At 45.1% G+C, this 18639-nt stretch carries 15 protein-coding genes, 1 riboswitch and 1 other annotated feature; of the genes, 7 read left to right on the top strand and 8 right to left on the bottom strand.

Going from position 1 to position 18639, the window contains the following annotated elements:
- The first annotated feature begins 52 nt into the window (after positions 1-52).
- The 4 genes from J7I80_RS15050 to J7I80_RS15035 all read left to right on the top strand — a co-directional run bounded on the left by J7I80_RS15050 (position 53) and on the right by J7I80_RS15035 (position 6186).
- The gene (locus J7I80_RS15050) at positions 53-1363 is read left to right on the top strand and encodes a murein hydrolase activator EnvC family protein (protein ID WP_214739141.1); all 1311 of its coding nucleotides are present in this window, start codon (positions 53-55) and stop codon (positions 1361-1363) included.
- 201 nt (positions 1364-1564) lie between these two features.
- A complete protein-coding gene (locus tag J7I80_RS15045; RefSeq protein ID WP_214739140.1) occupies positions 1565-3019 on the top strand; it encodes a S41 family peptidase in 1455 nt (484 codons plus the stop codon).
- A 643-nt stretch (positions 3020-3662) separates the two neighbouring features.
- Complete coding sequence (locus tag J7I80_RS15040) at positions 3663-4856, top strand: PDZ domain-containing protein (protein ID WP_214739139.1); 1194 nt, start codon at positions 3663-3665, stop codon at positions 4854-4856.
- Positions 4857-5005: 149 nt separating this feature from the next.
- Positions 5006-5092, top strand: a riboswitch (cyclic di-GMP riboswitch).
- 65 nt (positions 5093-5157) lie between these two features.
- Positions 5158-6186 (top strand): GGDEF domain-containing protein, encoded by a 1029-nt coding sequence (locus J7I80_RS15035; protein WP_214739138.1) that lies wholly within the window; start codon positions 5158-5160, stop codon positions 6184-6186.
- Positions 6187-6267: 81 nt separating this feature from the next.
- Here the strand turns inward: J7I80_RS15035 and J7I80_RS15030 are convergent, their stop codons facing one another.
- The 4 genes from J7I80_RS15030 to J7I80_RS15015 all read right to left on the bottom strand — a co-directional run bounded on the left by J7I80_RS15030 (position 6268) and on the right by J7I80_RS15015 (position 11486).
- A complete protein-coding gene (locus J7I80_RS15030; protein ID WP_214739137.1) occupies positions 6268-7392 on the bottom strand; it encodes a Ger(x)C family spore germination protein in 1125 nt (374 codons plus the stop codon).
- Positions 7382-8500: a GerAB/ArcD/ProY family transporter gene (locus J7I80_RS15025; RefSeq protein ID WP_214739136.1), complete on the bottom strand. Its 1119-nt coding sequence runs from the start codon at positions 8498-8500 to the stop codon at positions 7382-7384. Before J7I80_RS15025 ends, J7I80_RS15030 begins: the two co-directional genes overlap by 11 nt.
- A 15-nt stretch (positions 8501-8515) precedes the next feature.
- Complete coding sequence (locus tag J7I80_RS15020) at positions 8516-10024, bottom strand: spore germination protein (protein ID WP_251027784.1); 1509 nt, start codon at positions 10022-10024, stop codon at positions 8516-8518.
- Between the two features lie 121 nt (positions 10025-10145).
- Positions 10146-11486: a sodium-dependent transporter gene (locus tag J7I80_RS15015; RefSeq protein ID WP_214739232.1), complete on the bottom strand. Its 1341-nt coding sequence runs from the start codon at positions 11484-11486 to the stop codon at positions 10146-10148.
- An 83-nt stretch (positions 11487-11569) separates the two neighbouring features.
- Positions 11570-11785: a binding site (T-box leader), on the bottom strand.
- Between the two features lie 110 nt (positions 11786-11895).
- Between J7I80_RS15015 and iadA the strand changes: the two genes are divergently transcribed.
- Positions 11896-13059: a beta-aspartyl-peptidase gene (iadA, locus tag J7I80_RS15010; protein WP_214739135.1), complete on the top strand. Its 1164-nt coding sequence runs from the start codon at positions 11896-11898 to the stop codon at positions 13057-13059.
- Between the two features lie 271 nt (positions 13060-13330).
- On the opposite strand, the gene chrA is transcribed toward iadA, so the two are convergent.
- Genes chrA through J7I80_RS14990 form a run of 4 tightly spaced genes read right to left on the bottom strand, consistent with a single transcriptional unit; the run spans position 13331 to position 16309 of the window.
- Entirely contained in the window at positions 13331-14524 is a 1194-nt protein-coding gene (gene chrA / locus J7I80_RS15005) for a chromate efflux transporter (RefSeq protein WP_214739134.1), read from the bottom strand.
- Positions 14521-15315 (bottom strand): ABC transporter permease, encoded by a 795-nt coding sequence (locus J7I80_RS15000; protein WP_214739133.1) that lies wholly within the window; start codon positions 15313-15315, stop codon positions 14521-14523. The genes chrA and J7I80_RS15000 overlap by 4 nt, the downstream gene beginning before the upstream one ends.
- Positions 15315-15950, bottom strand: coding sequence for an ABC transporter ATP-binding protein (locus tag J7I80_RS14995; protein ID WP_214739132.1), 636 nt, complete (start codon positions 15948-15950; stop codon positions 15315-15317). Before J7I80_RS14995 ends, J7I80_RS15000 begins: the two co-directional genes overlap by 1 nt.
- Positions 15951-16000: 50 nt before the next feature.
- Positions 16001-16309, bottom strand: coding sequence for a PadR family transcriptional regulator (locus J7I80_RS14990; RefSeq protein WP_214739131.1), 309 nt, complete (start codon positions 16307-16309; stop codon positions 16001-16003).
- 284 nt (positions 16310-16593) lie between these two features.
- Here J7I80_RS14990 and J7I80_RS14985 point away from each other — a divergent pair, with 284 nt between their 5' ends.
- Together J7I80_RS14985 and J7I80_RS14980 are read left to right on the top strand one after the other, a co-directional pair.
- Positions 16594-17652 carry a YncE family protein gene (locus J7I80_RS14985; protein WP_214739130.1) on the top strand — a complete coding sequence of 353 codons (1059 nt, stop codon included), beginning with the start codon at positions 16594-16596 and terminating at the stop codon, positions 17650-17652.
- A 100-nt stretch (positions 17653-17752) separates the two neighbouring features.
- Positions 17753-18379, top strand: coding sequence for an NAD(P)/FAD-dependent oxidoreductase (locus J7I80_RS14980; RefSeq protein ID WP_214739129.1), 627 nt, complete (start codon positions 17753-17755; stop codon positions 18377-18379).
- The last annotated feature ends 260 nt before the right edge of the window (positions 18380-18639 follow it).

Raw genomic sequence — 18639 nt, 5'->3', positions numbered from 1 at the left:
TAGATAGAGAAATAAAGTTACGAAACTATAAGTATGAGAGGGGAAAGATCTAGTGAAAAAACAGATACTCTCACTAGCGTTAGTCAGTACTTTAAGCCTGGGTTCCTTATTAAGCCCGTTATCAGTGAATCAAGCTTCAGCAGAAAGCCTTTCAGATTTGAAAGCGCAAAAGGAGAAGCTTCAAAATGAAAGATCTGGGGTAAGCAAGCAAATTGAGCAGAAGAGCAATAAAATCGGTGAACTGCAAGGTGAGCAGGGCCAGGTTGAAGCGGAAATTCGAAACCTTGATATGACTGTTGAAGATACATTGAATAAGATCGATTCAAAAAATGCAGAAATCAAAGCGACAGATGAAGAAGTCAAAGCGTTAAAAGCTGAGATTGTTGTTTTAGAAGATCGTATTGCAAAACGCAATGAATTGCTGAAGGATCGTGCCCGCTCCCTTCAGTTAAGCGGCGGAACAGTCAGCTATATGGATGTATTGCTGGGAGCGCAAAGCTTCGGGGATTTCATCGACCGTGTAAGTGCTGTGACAACAATTGTACAAGCAGATAAGGATATTATTGAGCAGCATCAGTTGGACAAGCAAGAGCTGGAAACAAAGCAGCAGCAAGTAGAATCAAAGCTTGCGTTACTTAAGCGAATGAAGCAGGATCTGGTAGGTCTCAAAGAAAGATTAAACGCGAAGATCCGTGAAAAAAATAAACTCATGAGCCAGCTTAAGCATGAGGAAGAAGAATTACACAAGGAAAACCTTAAATTGGAGGAGCAGAATGAAATCCTGGCTGCACAGGCTTCTGCAATCCAGAAGGCCATTAAGTTAGCGCAGGAACGTGAGGCAGCACTTGCTGCAGAGCGTGCCAGACAAGCAGAGCTTGCGCGTCAGAGAGCTGCACAGTCTAAAAAGAAGAGCAGTGGGGGAAGTACTCAAACTGTCGCTGAACAATCAGCACCGCCAGTCTCTAATGGCATGTTCATGTGGCCGGCCAATGGAAGGTTAACTTCTGGAATTGGTGCTCGATGGGGTTCTTTCCATGCGGGTATTGATATCGCAAATAAAGCAAGTGGCGTGCCAATCGTTGCTGCCGCTGATGGAGTTGTCATCCGTTCATATTATTCATCAAGCTATGGAAACGCCATTTTTATAGCTCACTCTATTAATGGACAAGTCTACACCACTGTTTATGCCCATATGAGCAGCCGCCACGTCGGTAATGGTTCAGTAGTCTCAAAGGGACAGCAAATTGGTGTAATGGGTAATACTGGACAGTCTTTCGGTCAGCATTTGCACTTTGAACTTCACAAAGGTCAATGGAATGCTTCAAAATCGAATGCCGTGAATCCAGTTTCATACTTTAATTAAAATTACTAAGGAAGAGACTCAACGTCTCTTCCTTTTTCTTTTCCCGCTGAATAGTCTCAGAAACTTGTAAAATATAACCACTTGGAAGTTCGATCCAAAATTAATCCTTCATACCCTGTCCCTGTTCGTCATATAATGGGAATCATAGAAATTTTTACGGCAGAGGAGCAGTTGATGCGGTAAACAGGGAGGAGTTTGGCAATGGAGCGTAAGTGGATTGCCATTTTGATGGCGGGCTCGCTGCTGACTGGTGCGGGAAGTACATATGCCGGCATGCAATGGTACGAAAGCAAGGCAGGTGTCCTGGAACGCCAGATTGTGCCCTTGAAAGACCATGCAGGTGCAGAGGCAGGCGATGCAAGCAGTCTCGATAAAGTCGAGCAGGCATACAGTTTGATTTTTAACAGTTACGTTGAAAAGGTAGAAGAAGAAAAGCTGGTTGAAGGAGCGATTCAGGGGATGCTTTCAACCCTGGAGGATCCGTATTCCGTCTATATGGACAAGGAAACGGCGAAGCAATTCAATGAGACGCTGGAGTCGTCTTTTGAAGGAATTGGTGCTGAAGTCAGCACGGTCGATGGAAAAATCGTGATCGTTTCTCCTTTTAAAAATTCCCCAGCAGAGAAAGCGGGTTTGAAGCCAAATGACCAGATTTTAACGGTCGATGGCGAGAGTATCGAGGGATTAGATTTATATGAGGCAACTTTAAAAATCCGCGGCAAAAAAGGGACACCTGTTGTACTGGAAATCGAACGTAAAGGCTTGAAGGATTCACTGAAGGTTAAAGTGATTCGCGACGAGATTCCGCAGATTACCGTCCATGCTGACATGAAAAAGGTAAACGGAGAGAAGGTTGGTTACATGGAGATTACCTCGTTCTCAGAAGATACCTCCAAAGAGTTCAACAAGGAGCTTAAGGCTTTTGAAAAAGAAGGGATGGATGCGCTTCTGATCGATGTGCGCGGCAATCCTGGCGGGCTGCTTTCCAGTGTCGAAGAAATTTTACGAGAGTTGATTTCCAAGGAGAAGCCGCTCTATCAAATCGAAGAACGCAGCGGCGATAAGACTCGCTACTTCTCCAATCTGGAAAAAGCGAAGCAGTATCCGGTGGCTGTGCTGACGGATGATGGCAGTGCATCCGCTTCGGAAATTTTGGCGGGGGCATTGAAGGAGGCGGGCGGCTATCCGGTCATTGGCGAAAAGACCTTCGGTAAGGGGACAGTCCAGCAGGCTGTGCCGATGGGGGATGGCAGCAATATCAAGCTGACGCTGTTCAAATGGCTGACTCCCGATGGCAACTGGATCCATAAAAAAGGCATCGAGCCAACCGTCGAGGTCAATCAGCCGGCGCTTTATGATACCCATCCTATCCAGGCCGAGAAACCGCTCAAGCTGGATATGAATAACGAGCAGGTCAAAAACGCCCAGGAAATCCTTGCTGGGCTCGGGTTTGAGCCGGGCCGTACCGATGGATACTTCAGCGGCATGACTGAAATTGCCGTCAAAGCATTCCAGCGCAAAAATGACATGACCGTAACTGGTGTCATTGATGCAAAAACAGCCTCGGCACTCGAGGATGCGGCCAGAAAAGCGATGAAACAAGAAGAAAACGACCTCCAGCTGCAGACAGCTTTAAGGCTGTTGGCGAATCAATAAAAGAAGCTGTATCTCATTTGATTTAATTAAATGGGATGCAGCTTTTTCCCTTTATTTGGATAAACGTGCAATTAGTGTGGCTGAACGTGCAATTATGGCTAATGTCGGAGCAATTATCCTTCATCTCAGCGCAATTATTAAAGATGAACGTGCAATTTTCGGGTTGATCTAATAGAGTAATTTTCCAGTTACCTTTTTAAGTAAAACCTTTGTGAGGTAGCATAAATATCAGATGTTTTTTTCCTGAATTTGGATGACGGCACGATTTTGGCCCCTGATCGGGCAATTCCGACAGAATTTTGGGCAATTCTGCCGATTGTTTGGGCAATTTAAGCAGATGAGTGAGAGAATATTGCGTCTGATTAAGAGATTAATTTTTCCAGTTACCTTTTTAAAAAGAACCCCCATGAATTCACCCAAAATTGGATGAATTTCATACTAGAAAGTGCAATTAATGCCTGACTACACCAAAGAATGGCCTATCTTTCATCAAATTTCTGACCCCACCCCCAGATTCTGCCCTAAAACAGCTCTACAAGAAAAAAATCCCATCAATATTCCTCAACTATTGATAGGTTTTAACCTTTAGATTTGATAGAATAAGCTTAATATCATGTAATTTATGAAGGCTGGTGACATAGGGGTGGCACAGGATTGGTTCATTGAACTTTTGAAAGGGATGGGCAGGCTTCTGCTTCACCCTGTGTTCTATTATTCTTTATTTTTGGCGGCTGTCCTGGGTGTTTCGCGCGTGAAGCGGGAGAGGAAAAACTTTACAGTAAGGGCAAAGGATGCCTATTTTGAGCTCAGGCAGCTATTTCCGCTGGGATTGCTGGTCGGGCTCTCCATCTCAATCTTAACCATTGCCGCTGGAATCGCGATTCCATTCGCAGCGGTGGTTTCAGTTGCTGCAGCAACATTGCTGTTGGGTCTGACAACAAGGGTCAGGCTGCTTTCTCCTGCATATACAGTCGGGGCAGCGTTTTTTGCATTGATTTTCCTGTCAGGAAGGCAAATCGATCTCCCGTTAGCAGGCGACTTATTTTCAAGTCTTGATGAAAAAATCTTTCCATCGATTGCGATTTTGTTAGCATTATTAACGATTGGCGAAGGCTTCCTTATTTTACGAAATGGAAAAAAGGGAACTTCTCCTAAATTGATCAAGAGCAAGCGCGGCCAGACGGTTGGTGTCCACGAGGTGAAGAGGCTCTGGGTTGTTCCGGCATTCATGCTCCTTCCGGGCGAAATCCTGACGCTGCCGTTCGAGTGGTGGCCTGTGTTCGCACTTGGAGACAATACATATTCACTGATCCTCGTTCCATTTGCGATCGGTTTACATCAGCAAATCCAGAGCATGATGCCAAAAGAAGCTGTCAGTCAATTGGGCAGCCGTGTCGTTGGGCTCGGTATTCTGATCGCGCTGATTGCCGCCGCGGGTTACTGGTACCCAATCGCTTCCATTGCAGCCGTTGCAATTGCCATGATTGGACGCGAAGCCTTGACACTCATGCAAAGGATGCAGGAAGAGAGCAGGCCGTTTTATTTTTCGAAAAAGAACCATGGCGTGATGATTCTCGGTATCCTGCCTGAATCTCCGGCCGATAAAATGGCTCTTGGTGTAGGCGAGCTTGTCACAAAGGTCAACGGCACGAATGTCCATGATGAACAAACCTTCTATGAAGCTCTGTCGCGAAACAGGGCGCATTGCAAGCTTGAAGTCCTTGATACGAACGGGCAAATCCGCTTCGTGCAGAGGGCTTTGTATGAAGGCGATCACCACGAACTTGGCATCCTTTTTGTCCAGGGTGAAAAGAAGTGGGACAGTGCCGTTGTTTAATATTGTTTCTTTGAAAGCTTATTAAGTTTAATTGGCGTGGTGGAATGTCCTTGGAGATAATGTCTCGAAGGACTTTCTATTTTTATAGATTGTCCCTTTATATATAAACTATCTTCAGTTATCAGCTGAAAATTGAGTATAATTAAAATTGGATATAACGGCAAATTCTTTTGAAAATGAAGCAGCAAAACTAAAGGAACTAAGCCCGGCCAAGGCTGCGTCAGCCAGTTACTGATTCCAAGATTTAATGTGACTAATCAGGTAATTGATTGGTCTCTTTTGACTTAAAGGAGAAAACATAATGGGGAAATTCGGTTCTCTAAAGGACTTTAAACGGACTGTCTATCTAAGTATGATCATTCCCAGTCTGCTGGCTATGATCTCTTACATGCTTTTCGTATTCAACCAGCCAGGGCACGGAAAATATTTAATACTTACAGTAGTTCTGACTTGCTGGTTTACCATCAGTTTAATACTGTTATATCACAAAAGGCTCATGCCTCTTGTGGAGTATGGTACATTAATAATTATTTCTGCTATGCATATAGGAACAGTATACGATGGCTTTTTTAATTATATTGCCACTGATAAAGCTGGTGCATTTGGAGTTACAGTAATGTGGGTTCCTGCTGTGATTCTCAGCTTTTTTCTTATTCTCGGAGCTAGGCGGGGGCTTGTCTTCTCCCTATCTGTATTTTTGGTCATCTTTGTTATGGGTTTAATGAATTTTCCTGAGATGTCAGAGGATTATTTAATATCGGTTATTCAGTTTTATGTAGCCTACCTTTTTTACATCCTGATTATTTATTACTCCCGGTTTTTAATTAAGCTTTTTTCAGACTTTGAAAATATGAAAGAGAATGCTTATACTGATGCACTGACAGGAATCGCGAACCGGCATCAAATCGACATTTGGCTGGATGAAAAAGTGCCGGGAACAAAGGAAGCGCCCGTATCTATATTATTTTTCGACATTGATCATTTTAAGGCTGTTAATGATACATACGGACATAAAGTTGGGGATTCCGTCCTTAAGGAATTAGCAGGGCTGGTGAAACAAAATCTTACACCCAATGAACAATTTGGCCGCTGGGGAGGGGAAGAGTTTATTATCATTTCCTCTCAATCCGGTGAAAATGCACTAATGCTGGCTGAAGAACTGCGCTTGAAAATCAATGACTACCCTTTTAAAACAGCTGGCAGACAGACAGTAAGTTTTGGGGTGACTGAGTTTAGAGCGGGTGAATCAGTCGATACATTAATAAGCCGGGCGGACAGAGGATTGTATCAGTCAAAGCATGAAGGGCGGAATAGAGTTACAATGATTTAGAAGTAGCTTATACCCCTCTATCGGGTTCTGTTTAACAAAGTGGGAGCCACCACACTAAACCGGGGCTCCCGCTTTTTTCTTTTATTCCACGACTCCAGTCCTCATAATCTCAAACTCGATTTTCACATCGACTTTGCTTTCCGGGTACATGCGATGCCATTTCTCGGTGGTCAAGTTGGCTTGTCGGACACTCTTTCGATAGATCTCTCCAAACCCGAATGGATCTGCCCCTGATTCCCGTGCTTTTTTGATCAATTTTTCAATATCTGAGGTAATTTTTTCTTTAATCTTGGTTTCCAGCAGCAAAAGCTCTTTGGGGTTTTTTAAGTCCAGTGCCTGATTGACTTCAAGCAGTCTTGTTTGTAATTTGACATTCAGTTCGAATTGCAGGTTTTCTTTGCTGATCAGGTTGATGTCACTTTTGCTATGGATTGTGTCAAGAACTACTGCGAGTTTGACGGGCGATTCAGTAGACTCGGGCAGATCAAAATCTTCTTTGTCAATTTCAAGCTCTATGGCTCCTGCCTCGTAGCGGTCATTAACCAATTTTAAATAAAAGGCTTCTTTTGGATTAATTTTGCCAACCATTTTATCATTCTTTATTAGAGCCATCCCGGAAATTTTAACGATGCCATTATCACCTTTTAAAGTTGGCAGGATGGGATCAATTCCTGGTGCATAGAAATCATGCAATACTTCCTGCAGGGTGGAGGATGGGATTTTTTCACCTTTTATGTTTTGATCCAATTCCTTATAAATGAGCTGGCTGATATCGGAAAATTGTTCATTTTTTTGGTTAAGGAGCTTATTGGTGCTTCCCTCAACGACCGCGAGATAGGTAAGGTCACTGATCGATGGATCGCGTGCGAGTGTATCTGCCAGATTGATAAGACCGGTACGGACAACTTCTTCACTGAAAAGTGCTACGCGCAGCTGCCCTGATTGTAATTTTTTTGGGCTTTTTAGATCGGCTTCATTTCTTGCTCCTTTACTGGTTGCCGATTTTGCTGCCAGGATGACAGAACTTTGCGGAGCCTCCGGATCGATTTGGAGAAGAACCATTGTGGCTAGGATTTGCTTATCCTCTGTCAGATCATAGCCAACTGTGGTGAGCAAACCCATCTTCTCGAGTGTTTTCTGTTCTGCGCAGCCAGAAACGAGAATGACAAGTATGGCGATCATGAGCTTATGGCTTTTATTGCGCATTGGCTTCATCCTTTTTACGGAAAAATTTCTTCTTGATCAGAACAACGCCGAACAGGAGTAACGGATAGGCAAAAACAATATAGAGAGCACCCCTCGCGAAATAATCGTTAAATAGATTAATCTGGACTCTGGTGAGCGGATAAAGCAGGGTCAGGAAAATGAATAGTAAGAGAACCCAGCTTACTTTTTGTTCTTTTTTATTGAAAATCCTTGAGATTCCCCGAGTGGCTGCCCACATATAGAGCATCAGGTTTGGCAGGATCAGCAAGACCCAAAAAGTGATTGCCACGTATTCAAAGCGTTCAATAAAGGGAAAGCGAACGATTTTAAAAAGGGATAACGTACCCCAAATTGTCCGTTCCAGCTGGCCGCCGCTGAAATAAGCCAGGGAGACGACCATGAGCGCAAGATAGAGGATGGTCGTGAACACAAGACCATATTGCATATATTTATGGACCTTGTCTTTTTCTTTTAAAAAGGGATATATAACGTAAATGATCTCAAAGCCGATGACCGTGAATGTCATTTGCTTTGCTCCTCTCAATATTTCAGTTATCTTCGCTTCAAACATCGGAAATAAGTAATCCCAGTTGGTGAACTGGAAGGGATAGGCGAGAAGCAGAATCAGCCACAAAGATAGGATAACGCTAAAAAAGCTGACACCCACAACTGTCCGCAGCCCGCCATTCAAGCCATAGTAAACAAGGTATACGAGAGTCAGAGCAATCAGCCAGTTCGGGACTTCAGGGAAAACCCATGCCTGCAGAACTTCGACATAATTCCGAACGATAATATGGAAACCTCCAAGAAAATAGATGACAAACAAGATATTAATCAGGTTGCCGAGCCACTTTCCAAGCACATCATATTGGATTCCATATATATCAGAATTCTCATATAAACTTAATGTTTTTACCATAATGAACCCTATGGTGGCAGTGGCAATCCCGCTAAGAATGACGGAAATCCAGGCATCATGCCTTGCTTCCATATAGATGATCCGCTGGAAGCCCTGGATGCCAACGCCCACCTGCATAGAATGGATCACGAAGATAAGCAGGAATGTATTGACCATGTTTTGAGGCTTAGGCTCGATGTGAACTTTCATTTATAACACCACAACTTATTCTTTGGTTTTTCGTTTCTGATACTTCAATCTGTCCATTGGCCTAGTCTGCAACGGTCTGTTGTTTGTCCATCCGATAGGCAGGCGTATGATGCTGTCTCGCCAATCTTCAATTCTCGGCGGATAAAAAGGCGCCAAAAACGGTGTTCCCAGACTGGAAAGGCGGAGCAGATGGATCAGCAGGAAGCAAAAGCCAACCATCAATCCATAAAATCCCCAGAATCCTGCAAGTATGATTAATGGGAAACGGAGTACCCTGATGACGTTGCCCATCATATAATTAGGTGTTGTAAACGAAGCGAGTGCACTAACGGCGATGATGATGATCAGGATGTTGCTTGTGAATCCAGCTTCTACGGCAGCAGTTCCGACGACGATACCGCCAACGATACCCATCGTCTGGCCGACTTTCGTTGGCAGTCGGGCTCCGGCTTCCCGCAAGAGTTCAATCATCGTTTCCAGCAATAATGCCTCGATTATTGGCGGGAAGGGTACGCGTGACCTCGACTCACCAAGCGGGATCAGCAGTGTTTGCGGGATAATTTCATAATGGAATGTCAGAGCTGCCACATAGATTGCCGTGAAAAAAATCGAAACAACCATGGAGAACACCCTTAAGACTCTGAGAAATGTCGCGATCTGCCATCTGACACTTTCATCTTCCATACTCTGGAAAAACTCGATGAATGTTTGCGGTGCACCGATAACCTGTACACTGCCATCAACAAGGACCACCATTTTCCCATTCAAGAGCCAGGCGCAGGCACGATCCGGTCTTTCTGTCAGCAGCAGCTGCGGAAAAATGGCAAATGAATTGTCTTCAATCAGCTGTACCAGAATTGAGCTGTCAAGGATCCCGTCAATGTCGATTGATTTGATCCGCTCACGCATCCGATCGATCATATCATCGTCCGCAATTCCCTTTAAATAGAGAAGCGAAATCGCTGAATTCGTTTGTTTTCCTAAAGAAAAGCTCTCATTGCATAAATTTGGATTTGTAAGAAATCGGCGGATAAGAGATATATTGGTTGCAAGACTCTCGTTAAAGGCGATTTGAGGCCCCAAAACCTGTGACTCATTTTCCGGCCGGGTCAAGGACCGGTTTTCCTGGGTACCAACCAATGCGCTGATGATGACAGGGTGGCCTTGCGAATGGACCACCACTGCTCCATGTAAAATCGAATTAACCACATCTTCGACATATTTATGTTTGGAAGTACGGGATACTGTAATATGCTTAAGCGCCTCGTTTGGGGAAGATTCCGCATCTTCAAGACGAGCGAGAATGTCTCCATTTAGCATCTTTTTATCCGTTAATGTGTCCAAGAAAATCAGTGTAAAGCCATTTTGGAGTTCCTTAATATTTAAATCCGCACTATCATGAAGGCATTCCTTCATTTTTTGGATGAATTCGGCCTTATCTACAGGGATTAATTCCTTTTCGTCGAGGTTTTTTTGATTCTTGCTGCTGTTGTCGGCTTCTGCTTTCTTTTTCTTAAAGAACATCAAAATCCCTCCCGATGCAATCACCTACACAAAAGGTTTTGCATTAAAGGGAAAAATTATACTGATGATAGTTTTATGTGATTGTATGAAAAAAAGAAGCTGACGTATTGTCAGCTTCCGATTATAAAACTCCTAGTGAATCAAGAAACACGATGATAATAACTAGAGGCACGACAAACCTCATCACATTGTACCAGAGGTTGAAGAGCCAACTTCCGGCCTTTGATTGCTGCAGCAGCTCCTGTCGCAGTACTTCCTTTTTGATTTTAAGTGGGACAAATATCGAAATCAGCAGTACTCCAAGCGGCATCAAAATGTTGCTTACAAGGAAATCGGCTGTGTCGAAGATATTCTTCCCGAATATCGTCGCTTCTGCCATCGTTCCGAATGAAAGGGCAGAAGGGATTCCAAGCAGGAAAATCAATCCGCCGGCAATCCATGCGAATTTTGCCCGCTTTTTCTGATTGCCTTTTGCAAGGGTGGCAACGACAATTTCAAGCATCGAGAAAGCGGAGGTCAGTGTCGCAAACAGGAACAATGCCAGGAACAGCAGCAGGAACAGTTCCCCGAAAACCATTTTTTCAAAGACAGCTGGCAGGACGACGAATAACAGCCCCGGTCCTTCTGCCGGTTCAAACCCGAGCGAGAAAACCGCAGGGAAGATCGCCAGCCCGGCAAGCAGGGCGATAAAAAGATTCATCCCGACAACCGATAGTGCAGGCTGGACGATGCTGCCTTTTTTCGGTAGGTATGAGCTGTAGGTTACCATTACCGATACGCCGACACTCAGCGAGAAAAACGATTGTCCCATTGCGAACAGGATGCTTTCCGAAGTGATGCTTGAAAAATCAGGAGCGAGAAAAAACTTCACGCCAGCAAGCGCGTTATCAAGCGTCAGTGAACGGATGATCAAGATGATGAAAAGCAGGAACAAAGCTGGCATCAGGATTTTGCTCGCTTTTTCAATCCCGGATTGCACTCCTTTGGCCACGACCATAATCGTGATCAATAAGAAGGCAGCCTGGGCTGCGAGCACACTCCAGTGACTGCTGATCGTCAGTCCGAACAATTCCCCATAATCAGCTCCCTCTTCAATTACTCCGCCCGCCAGTCCTTTGACAAAATAAAGGCTGATCCAGCCGCCGACCACACTGTAAAAGCTAAGCAGCACAAAACTGGTGACGACACCGAGTATCCCGATCAAATACCATTTGCTTTTCGGCGCGATTTCCAAGTAGGCACGGATCGCTTCCTTGCCGGTACTTCGGCCGATGACAAACTCCGCCAGCAATAGTGGCAGTCCGATGAATAACGAAAATAGAATGAACATTAGGAAAAATGCCCCGCCTCCGCTTACTCCTGTTACATAAGGCAGTTTCCAGATCGCTCCGATGCCTATTGCCGAACCGGCAGCGGCCAGGACGAACCCGATTTTCGATGACCATTGTTCTTTCTCCATGATGATTTCTCCCTTTTTCTCTTTATTTCAGCTGGATGATTGATGTCACGGCAAAATAAAAAGCCACGCCTCTATCCATCAATCTGGATAGGGACGTGGCTGAACACGCGGTACCACCCTATTTGGAAGCATGCTGCTTCCCGCTCAAGTTACTGGATAACGGCCAAATCCGTTCCTTTTTTTTAAAAAAAGGAAAAGCTCCAAGAACGAAATTCACCTGGCCTTTGTATCAGTTTCCACCAACCACTGATTCTCTATTAACAGGGAGACCGGCTTAATAAGACTCTCTTCAACGCTTCAACTTATTAAAATGTTTTTTTGAAATTATAGTATGATAATAAAAAAGTGTCAAGAGATTCTGTCTTTGTAATTTATAATAAGGATACATTGTTCGAAAAATGGAGGAATTCAAATGCTCACGCTGATAAAAAATGGAGAGGTTTTTGCCCCGGATTATCTTGGTAAAAAGGATTTTTTAATAGTGGATCGGAAAATTGGGTTCATAGAGGAGGGGATCGAGCTTCCTGAAAAATACGTGAAGGTTATTGATGCGACAGGTAAGAAGATCGTTCCGGGATTCATCGATTCCCATGTCCACCTGATTGGGGGAGGCGGGGAAGGCGGGTTCCGCACGAGGACGCCGGAGATCCAGCTGACACAGGCAACGACCGCTGGCATCACGACCCTGGTCGGTGTGCTCGGAACCGATGGGACGACGCGGACGATGCCCGACCTGATTGCCAAGGCCAGGGCGCTTGAGGAAGAAGGGATCACCACCTATGTTCAGACAGGCTCCTATCAGGTCCCGGTCAAAACGCTGACCGGAAAAATCGAGGACGATATCATTTTAATCGATAAAATCATCGGCGCCGGGGAGATCGCGATTGCCGACCATCGCTCATCGCAGCCGACTGCTGAAGAATTGGCGAAGATCGCTTCGGCTGCACGGATTGGCGGGATGCTTGCCGGAAAGGCTGGGATCGTCAATGTCCATGTCGGCGACAGCTATGACCATTTGAAGCTGATTGAGGAAGTTGTAGAGCATACCGATATCCCAATCAGGCAGTTTTATCCGACCCATATCAACCGCAATCACCATCTGTTCGAAGCAGGCATTGAATATGCGAAGAAAGGCGGCTGGGTTGATTTTACAACAAGTTCGATTCCGAAGTTCCTTGAAGAAGGCGAGGTAAAATGCAGCGTTGGGTTAAAACGCATGCTTGAAGCAGGAGTAGAGATCGGACAAATCACCTTCACCTCCGATGGACAGGCGAGCCTGCCAGATTTTGATGAAAATGGTGAATTGATTGGTCTGCAGATCGGCCAGGTTTCCTCTTTGTTCGAGGCGGTCCAGGATGCTGTTTTATCTGAGGGCATCCCGCTCGAAGCGGCCATCCGTGTCATTACCGCAAACCCTGCGGCAGTCCTGAAACTATCGCAAAAAGGCAGGATTGAGGCTGGCCGGGATGCAGATTTAGTACTGCTTGATGACAGTCTTGAGATTGACACTGTCATTGCGATGGGGAAAGTCATGGTGGAGAATAAGCTTCCAGTTGTAAAAGGGACATTTGAATAATTAGAAGAACCTTGACCGTGGTCAAGGTTCTTTTTACTCTATGAATGTGTATTTGATCCACTTGGTCGATATATTCGAAAAAGTGGTCGATATATCTGTAAAAGTGGTCGATATATTCAAAAATCCGTCGATATATTCAAAAATGTGGTCGATAAAATCTGATTTACGCCAAACAAAACAACTTTATTGGAAAAATTAGGCGAGATAAAGGGGCTGTATCAATGAAATCTTCAATAAATAGCAATAAACCGAACATCAGCCCCGTTTAATTTTAGAAAATCATCGATAAAAGCAATCCGCCAAGCGCTCCTGTAACAACAACAATCCAAGGCGCAAGCTTCCAATACACAAGCATGCTGAACAGCACGGCCGCGAACACAAAATCAATTGGCTCAAGGATTGAACTCGTCCAGATTGGGTGGTAGAACGCGGCGATCAGGATTCCGACAACGGCTGCATTAACGCCCATTAGCGCTCGGCTAATCTTGCTGTTTCTCCTTAACGCGTCCCAGAAAGGCAGAGTACCAAGAATCAGCAGGAACGCCGGCAAAAAGATCGCCGCTGTCGCAAGCAATCCGCCCTGCCAGCCGTTAATCATCGCCCCGATATAGGCAGCGAATGTGAACAATGGACCAGGAACAGCCTGGGCCGCACCATAACCAGCAAGGAAGGCTTCCTCGCTCAGCCAGCCTGTCGGAACGAATTCACGTTCAAGCAATGGCAGGACAACATGGCCGCCGCCAAACACGAGCGAGCCGGAACGGTAAAAGCTGTCGAACATCGCGATCCAGTTCAATGAAGTTGCCTCTCGTAAAATCGGCAGGAGGATCAGCAAGCCGAAAAACAAAGCAAGACTGATATAGCCCACCGACTTGGAAAGTGCAAAAGTCATCCTGTCATCCTCTGCGGCATTATGGGACTTGAATAGAACGTATCCTAAAATGCCTGCGACGACAATAACTCCGATTTGCGTGAACGCGGTCTGCCAGAGCAGCGTTGCAGCGAGTGCAAATAATGCAATCGTCTTTCGCGGCAGGTCGGGAGTCAGTTTCTGCGCCATTCCGAGGATCGCGTGGGCCACTACTGCTACAGCGACAATTTTTAAGCCGTGGATCCAGCCTGCATCGCCAACATCAAATTCCTGTAAAATAATCGCAAAAATAATCAGTGCCAAAACGGAAGGCAGCGTGAATCCAAGGAATGCGAACAATCCACCGAGCAATCCGCCGCGCATCAAACCAACGCCGATACCGACCTGGCTGCTTGCGGGGCCGGGGAGAAACTGGCATAATGCCACCAAATCCGCGTAGCTTTTTTCATCCATCCACTTCCTGCGGCGGACATACTCTTCATGGAAGTAGCCAAGGTGGGCAACAGGCCCGCCGAATGATGTCAGGCCGAGCCTGGTGGAAACCATCAGAATTTCCAGCAGCGACTGGAAAGTAACACTTCTCTTTTCTGTCATTTCTTTTTCTCCTTCATAACTAATTGTAGTCGTTCATTGAAGAACGATTTATAGGCCAGCTGCAAATATAGAATCACCGTCAGTGACACGCTGCCGACGATTCCGAGCATGATCGCGATCTGGTATTCCACGGCAACGATGGGGGAGGTGCCAGATAGTATTTGGCCAGTCATCATTCCGGGGAGGAAAATGATCCCCATGCCCACCATCGAGTTAATCGTCGGAAGCATCGCGGCGTCAAAGGCCTGGTTGACCACTTTTTTGGCTGCCTGCTTCGGAGTTGCCCCAAGCATCAGAGCCCCCTCGATTTGTGCTTTGTTCGCCGCGAATCCTGATATCAAGTTGTTTACTCCGAGCGAAACACCTGTCATCGAGTTCCCGATGATCATCCCGGCAATCGGGATGAAATAACGCGGCTCGTACCAAGGAGTCACATCCAGGACAATGAGAATGAAAAAGAACAGACTCGTCAGGATGCCAATTGCCATCGCAAAGGCAATATGCTTTTTCATCGCCCCGCCAAGAGGATGCTTTGTCCGTTTGTAAACATTATAAATCGCAAAGATCTGCATGATGGCAATGATCACTAACGTATAAAAGGGATTCGGATTATCAAAAAGATAGACGAGCAGATACCCGACCAGGACCAGCTGGAGGGACATGCGCACGGTCGCCAGCAGGATTTCTCTCTCTCGCGGAATCCCGCGGACCCTGACAATGACGATCAAAATCAGGATGAAAATATATGCTGCTGCAAGCTGCAGAAAGGATAAATCCATTACATCGTCCATCAGCTCACCCCGCTCTCAATTGAATATTGCGACATGTCAATTGTATTCTCCGCGACAAGGCCCGCAAGTTCTTTCGAATGGGTGATCATGATGACTGTTTTTAAATTACTTTTAGCATAATCATAAAATCTCGTTAACACTGTACGGGCTGTATCCTCATCCAGCGCAGAGGTCGGCTCGTCCAGCAAAAACACTTCAGGATTAAGCAGCATCGCCCGTGCCCAGGAAAGCCGCTGCTTTTCTCCACCAGAAAGGTGGTCCGCTTCTTCATCCAATCTTTTATCAAGCAGAAACAATTGCAGCATTCCTTCCATTTCCTTCGCACTGGCCGGCTCTTTTTCGGAAAAAGAACGGCCAATCTGCAGGTTGTCTTCAATGCTACCATCAAAAATGACCGGCGCCTGCGAAACCATGACGACGGTTCTCCTGAGTTGCAGGGGATCCAAGTTGCTGATGGATTTACTTTTAAAAAGAATTTCTCCATCATCCGGGTTCGACAGATCGTTCAATAATCTCAAGAGCGTCGATTTTCCGCTGCCGCTTGGTCCGACGATACAGGTGAATTGATTGGATGGAATGGTTAACTCATCGATAAGAATGATTCCGTCCACTTGTACATTCTTAAGTTCAAACAAACTGCGTCCCTCCCATGAATCGTGGTTAACTCAAACCGCTTCAAACTTACTTAATCCTTGATTTCCCTGAATAATTCATAAGCCTTTTCCCTGGCTTCCTTAAGCACGCTGTTGCCTTTGTCTGTTGTCCGGTAGTATTTACGGATTTTCCCCTCCACATTTCTTTCTTCTTTAAAAAGGAGGCCATCCGATTCCATACTGTGGAGTATTGGGTATAGGGTGCCCGCGCTAATGGTGTAGCCATGCTCCTTAAGCTCCTCCAGCATCCATAGCCCGAAAATCGGCTCTTCCTTCGCATGATGCAAAATATGAATCTGGATGAACCCGAGAAAAAGTTTCCTGAGGACCTTATCCTCCATGAAAAATTCCTTCTTTCCTTGATATCGAAATCCAATAACGAAATCCGATATCATTTTAACGTATCTGAAAGATAATTCAACTATTTAACCTTATCTTAGCCATAGAGGAGAGAAACTCTGCAAAAACAAAAAGTAAATTTTACATAACAGATTTGCAGATTTTATCGATTTCATAAAGTTGTTAAACCTTTGACCGAAATACTTCATTTTGTGATGAAGTTAACATTTCCAATAGGAATTAACGGATTATCATAACGGTAGATTTCCATAAAGGAGGGCTCAAGATGAGTAGTTTAAGTGTAAAAATGATTAGTATATTTGCATCTATTGGCATTGTTCTGGCAGGGTGTGGATCGGATGCCGCTACTAAGGTTGAGAATAAGCCTGCAGTAAAGGCGGCCAAAAAGGAACAAACGATAGAAAAATATTATTTTACCGCAAATGAGGGCGGGACCATCAGCAAGATCAGTGTAAAAGACAATAAAATCACTGAAACCATCCAGGCTGATGGAGTGGTCCACAATATCCAGTTGTCGCCTGACGGCAAAGTGGTTGCGGCCACTCTTGTTCCGGAGACCGGGCACGGACACGGCGGTCACGGAGAAGAAGCTGCAGGAAAAGTATTATTCTATGATGCCTTTACAAATGACCTTTTAAAAGAAGTGGAAGTAGGGAACCATCCTGCACATGTTGTGTACACAGGAGAAGGGAAATACGTACTCGTCACGAATAACGAAGATGACACAGTTTCAGTCATTGAGGCCAAAACATATGAAGTGGTCAAAACTATTCCAACGGGCAATGGCCCCCATGGATTCAGGGTTTCAGCGGACAGCAAAATTGCCTATATCGCCAATATGGGTGAGGATACAGTAAGTGCGATTAATCTCGAAACTTTCAAAGAAGAAAGGATTAAAACAGGCAATACACCTGTTACAACAGGAGTTACTAAGGACGGGAAGACCCTGGCGGTAACCCTTTTCTCAGAAAATGCACTGGCCGTAGTTGATCTGGAAACGAAGCAAGTGGTCAAGGTAGAAGTTGGAACAGGTCCAGCACAGGTCTATATAGGGCCGGATGACAAATATGCGTATGTCGCCAATCAGGGGACCGAGGAATCACCGTCAAATTCAATGACAATAGTAGACCTGGAGACGAAGGCGGTTGTCGATGAGATCAAGACAGGGAATGGGGCGCATGGTGTAACTGTAAGCGGAGACGGGAAGTTCGCCTATGTAACCAATATGTTTGACAACACGGTCAGCATCATCGATCTTGACAGCAAGACCGTAGAAACGATTGGCGTCGGGGAAATACCTAATGGCATAACTGTAATGGACTGATAACATCGTCCTTTAAAAAAAATCCACACATTCTCCACTTTTTCACGGTATGATGGATATAAATTTATTCCCAAAAACGGTGAAGGAGGAATGAATGTAATTGGAAGCAACAGAAAAAACAATTAAGCTGGCAGTTAACGGCGGCATAAATTTTGGCTCCAAGCTGAACGCCAAACAGCTTCTCGTCCTGGCGAGATATCTGGATGAAGACCAGGAGCTTGAGCTGACAACGTTTCAGCAGTTGTATATCGAAATCCCTGAAAGCAGGAAAGATGCGGCAATAGCTGAATTTGAACAGGCGGGGCTCAGCTGTTATCCGGTCGGAAGCTTCGTGAAAAGTCTGCGCACCTGCAACTTCTGCAAAGGAGCCGAGGAGGAAGGGATGCCGGTCGCAATACAACTCAACAAAAGGATTGCTGGCAAACCTGTTCCTTTTACCCTGAAACCAGCCTATACCGGCTGCCCGGTTGGCTGCGGAGAGCCGCTGATCAACGATATCGGGATCATGAAAGTGAAAGACGGCTACAGCCTGTATGCTGGCGGAAAATCAAAGGGCCAGGATGCTGCGGCTGGAACCCTGTTATTCGAACAGCTGACACCTGACGAACTTTATCAAAAGGTAGACAGATTGATCGAAATCTATAGTGAGCAAGGAAGAAAGCGCGAGCAAATGCATAAATTCATCAACCGGTTTGGCAAAGCCGAGTTAATTGAACTTATAAAATAAGGAATATTATCCTGAAGGCAATTAGCATAGGCAGCAGAGCCTATGCTTTTTTTATTGAAAAGCTCTGTTATGCCCCATTGTTGATTTTGATGTAGGTATAAGAATTCATAACCGAGAATTTCCGGCTATTGTATATAGATGACGCTTATGAAGCAGAAATTAGCGGAGATATTCCGGTTAACTAATAAAAATTTGAAAAAATCCACCGATTTGGATTAAATAACCGGAAAAAAGACCCTTATTTTAAGAAATGAACTGTG

Source organism: Bacillus sp. ISL-41 (assembly GCF_018613235.1).
Lineage (GTDB): Bacteria > Bacillota > Bacilli > Bacillales > Cytobacillaceae > Mesobacillus.
The sequence above is the reverse complement of the archived record's forward strand: the minus strand, read 5'-3'. Positions and strand labels throughout refer to the sequence as shown.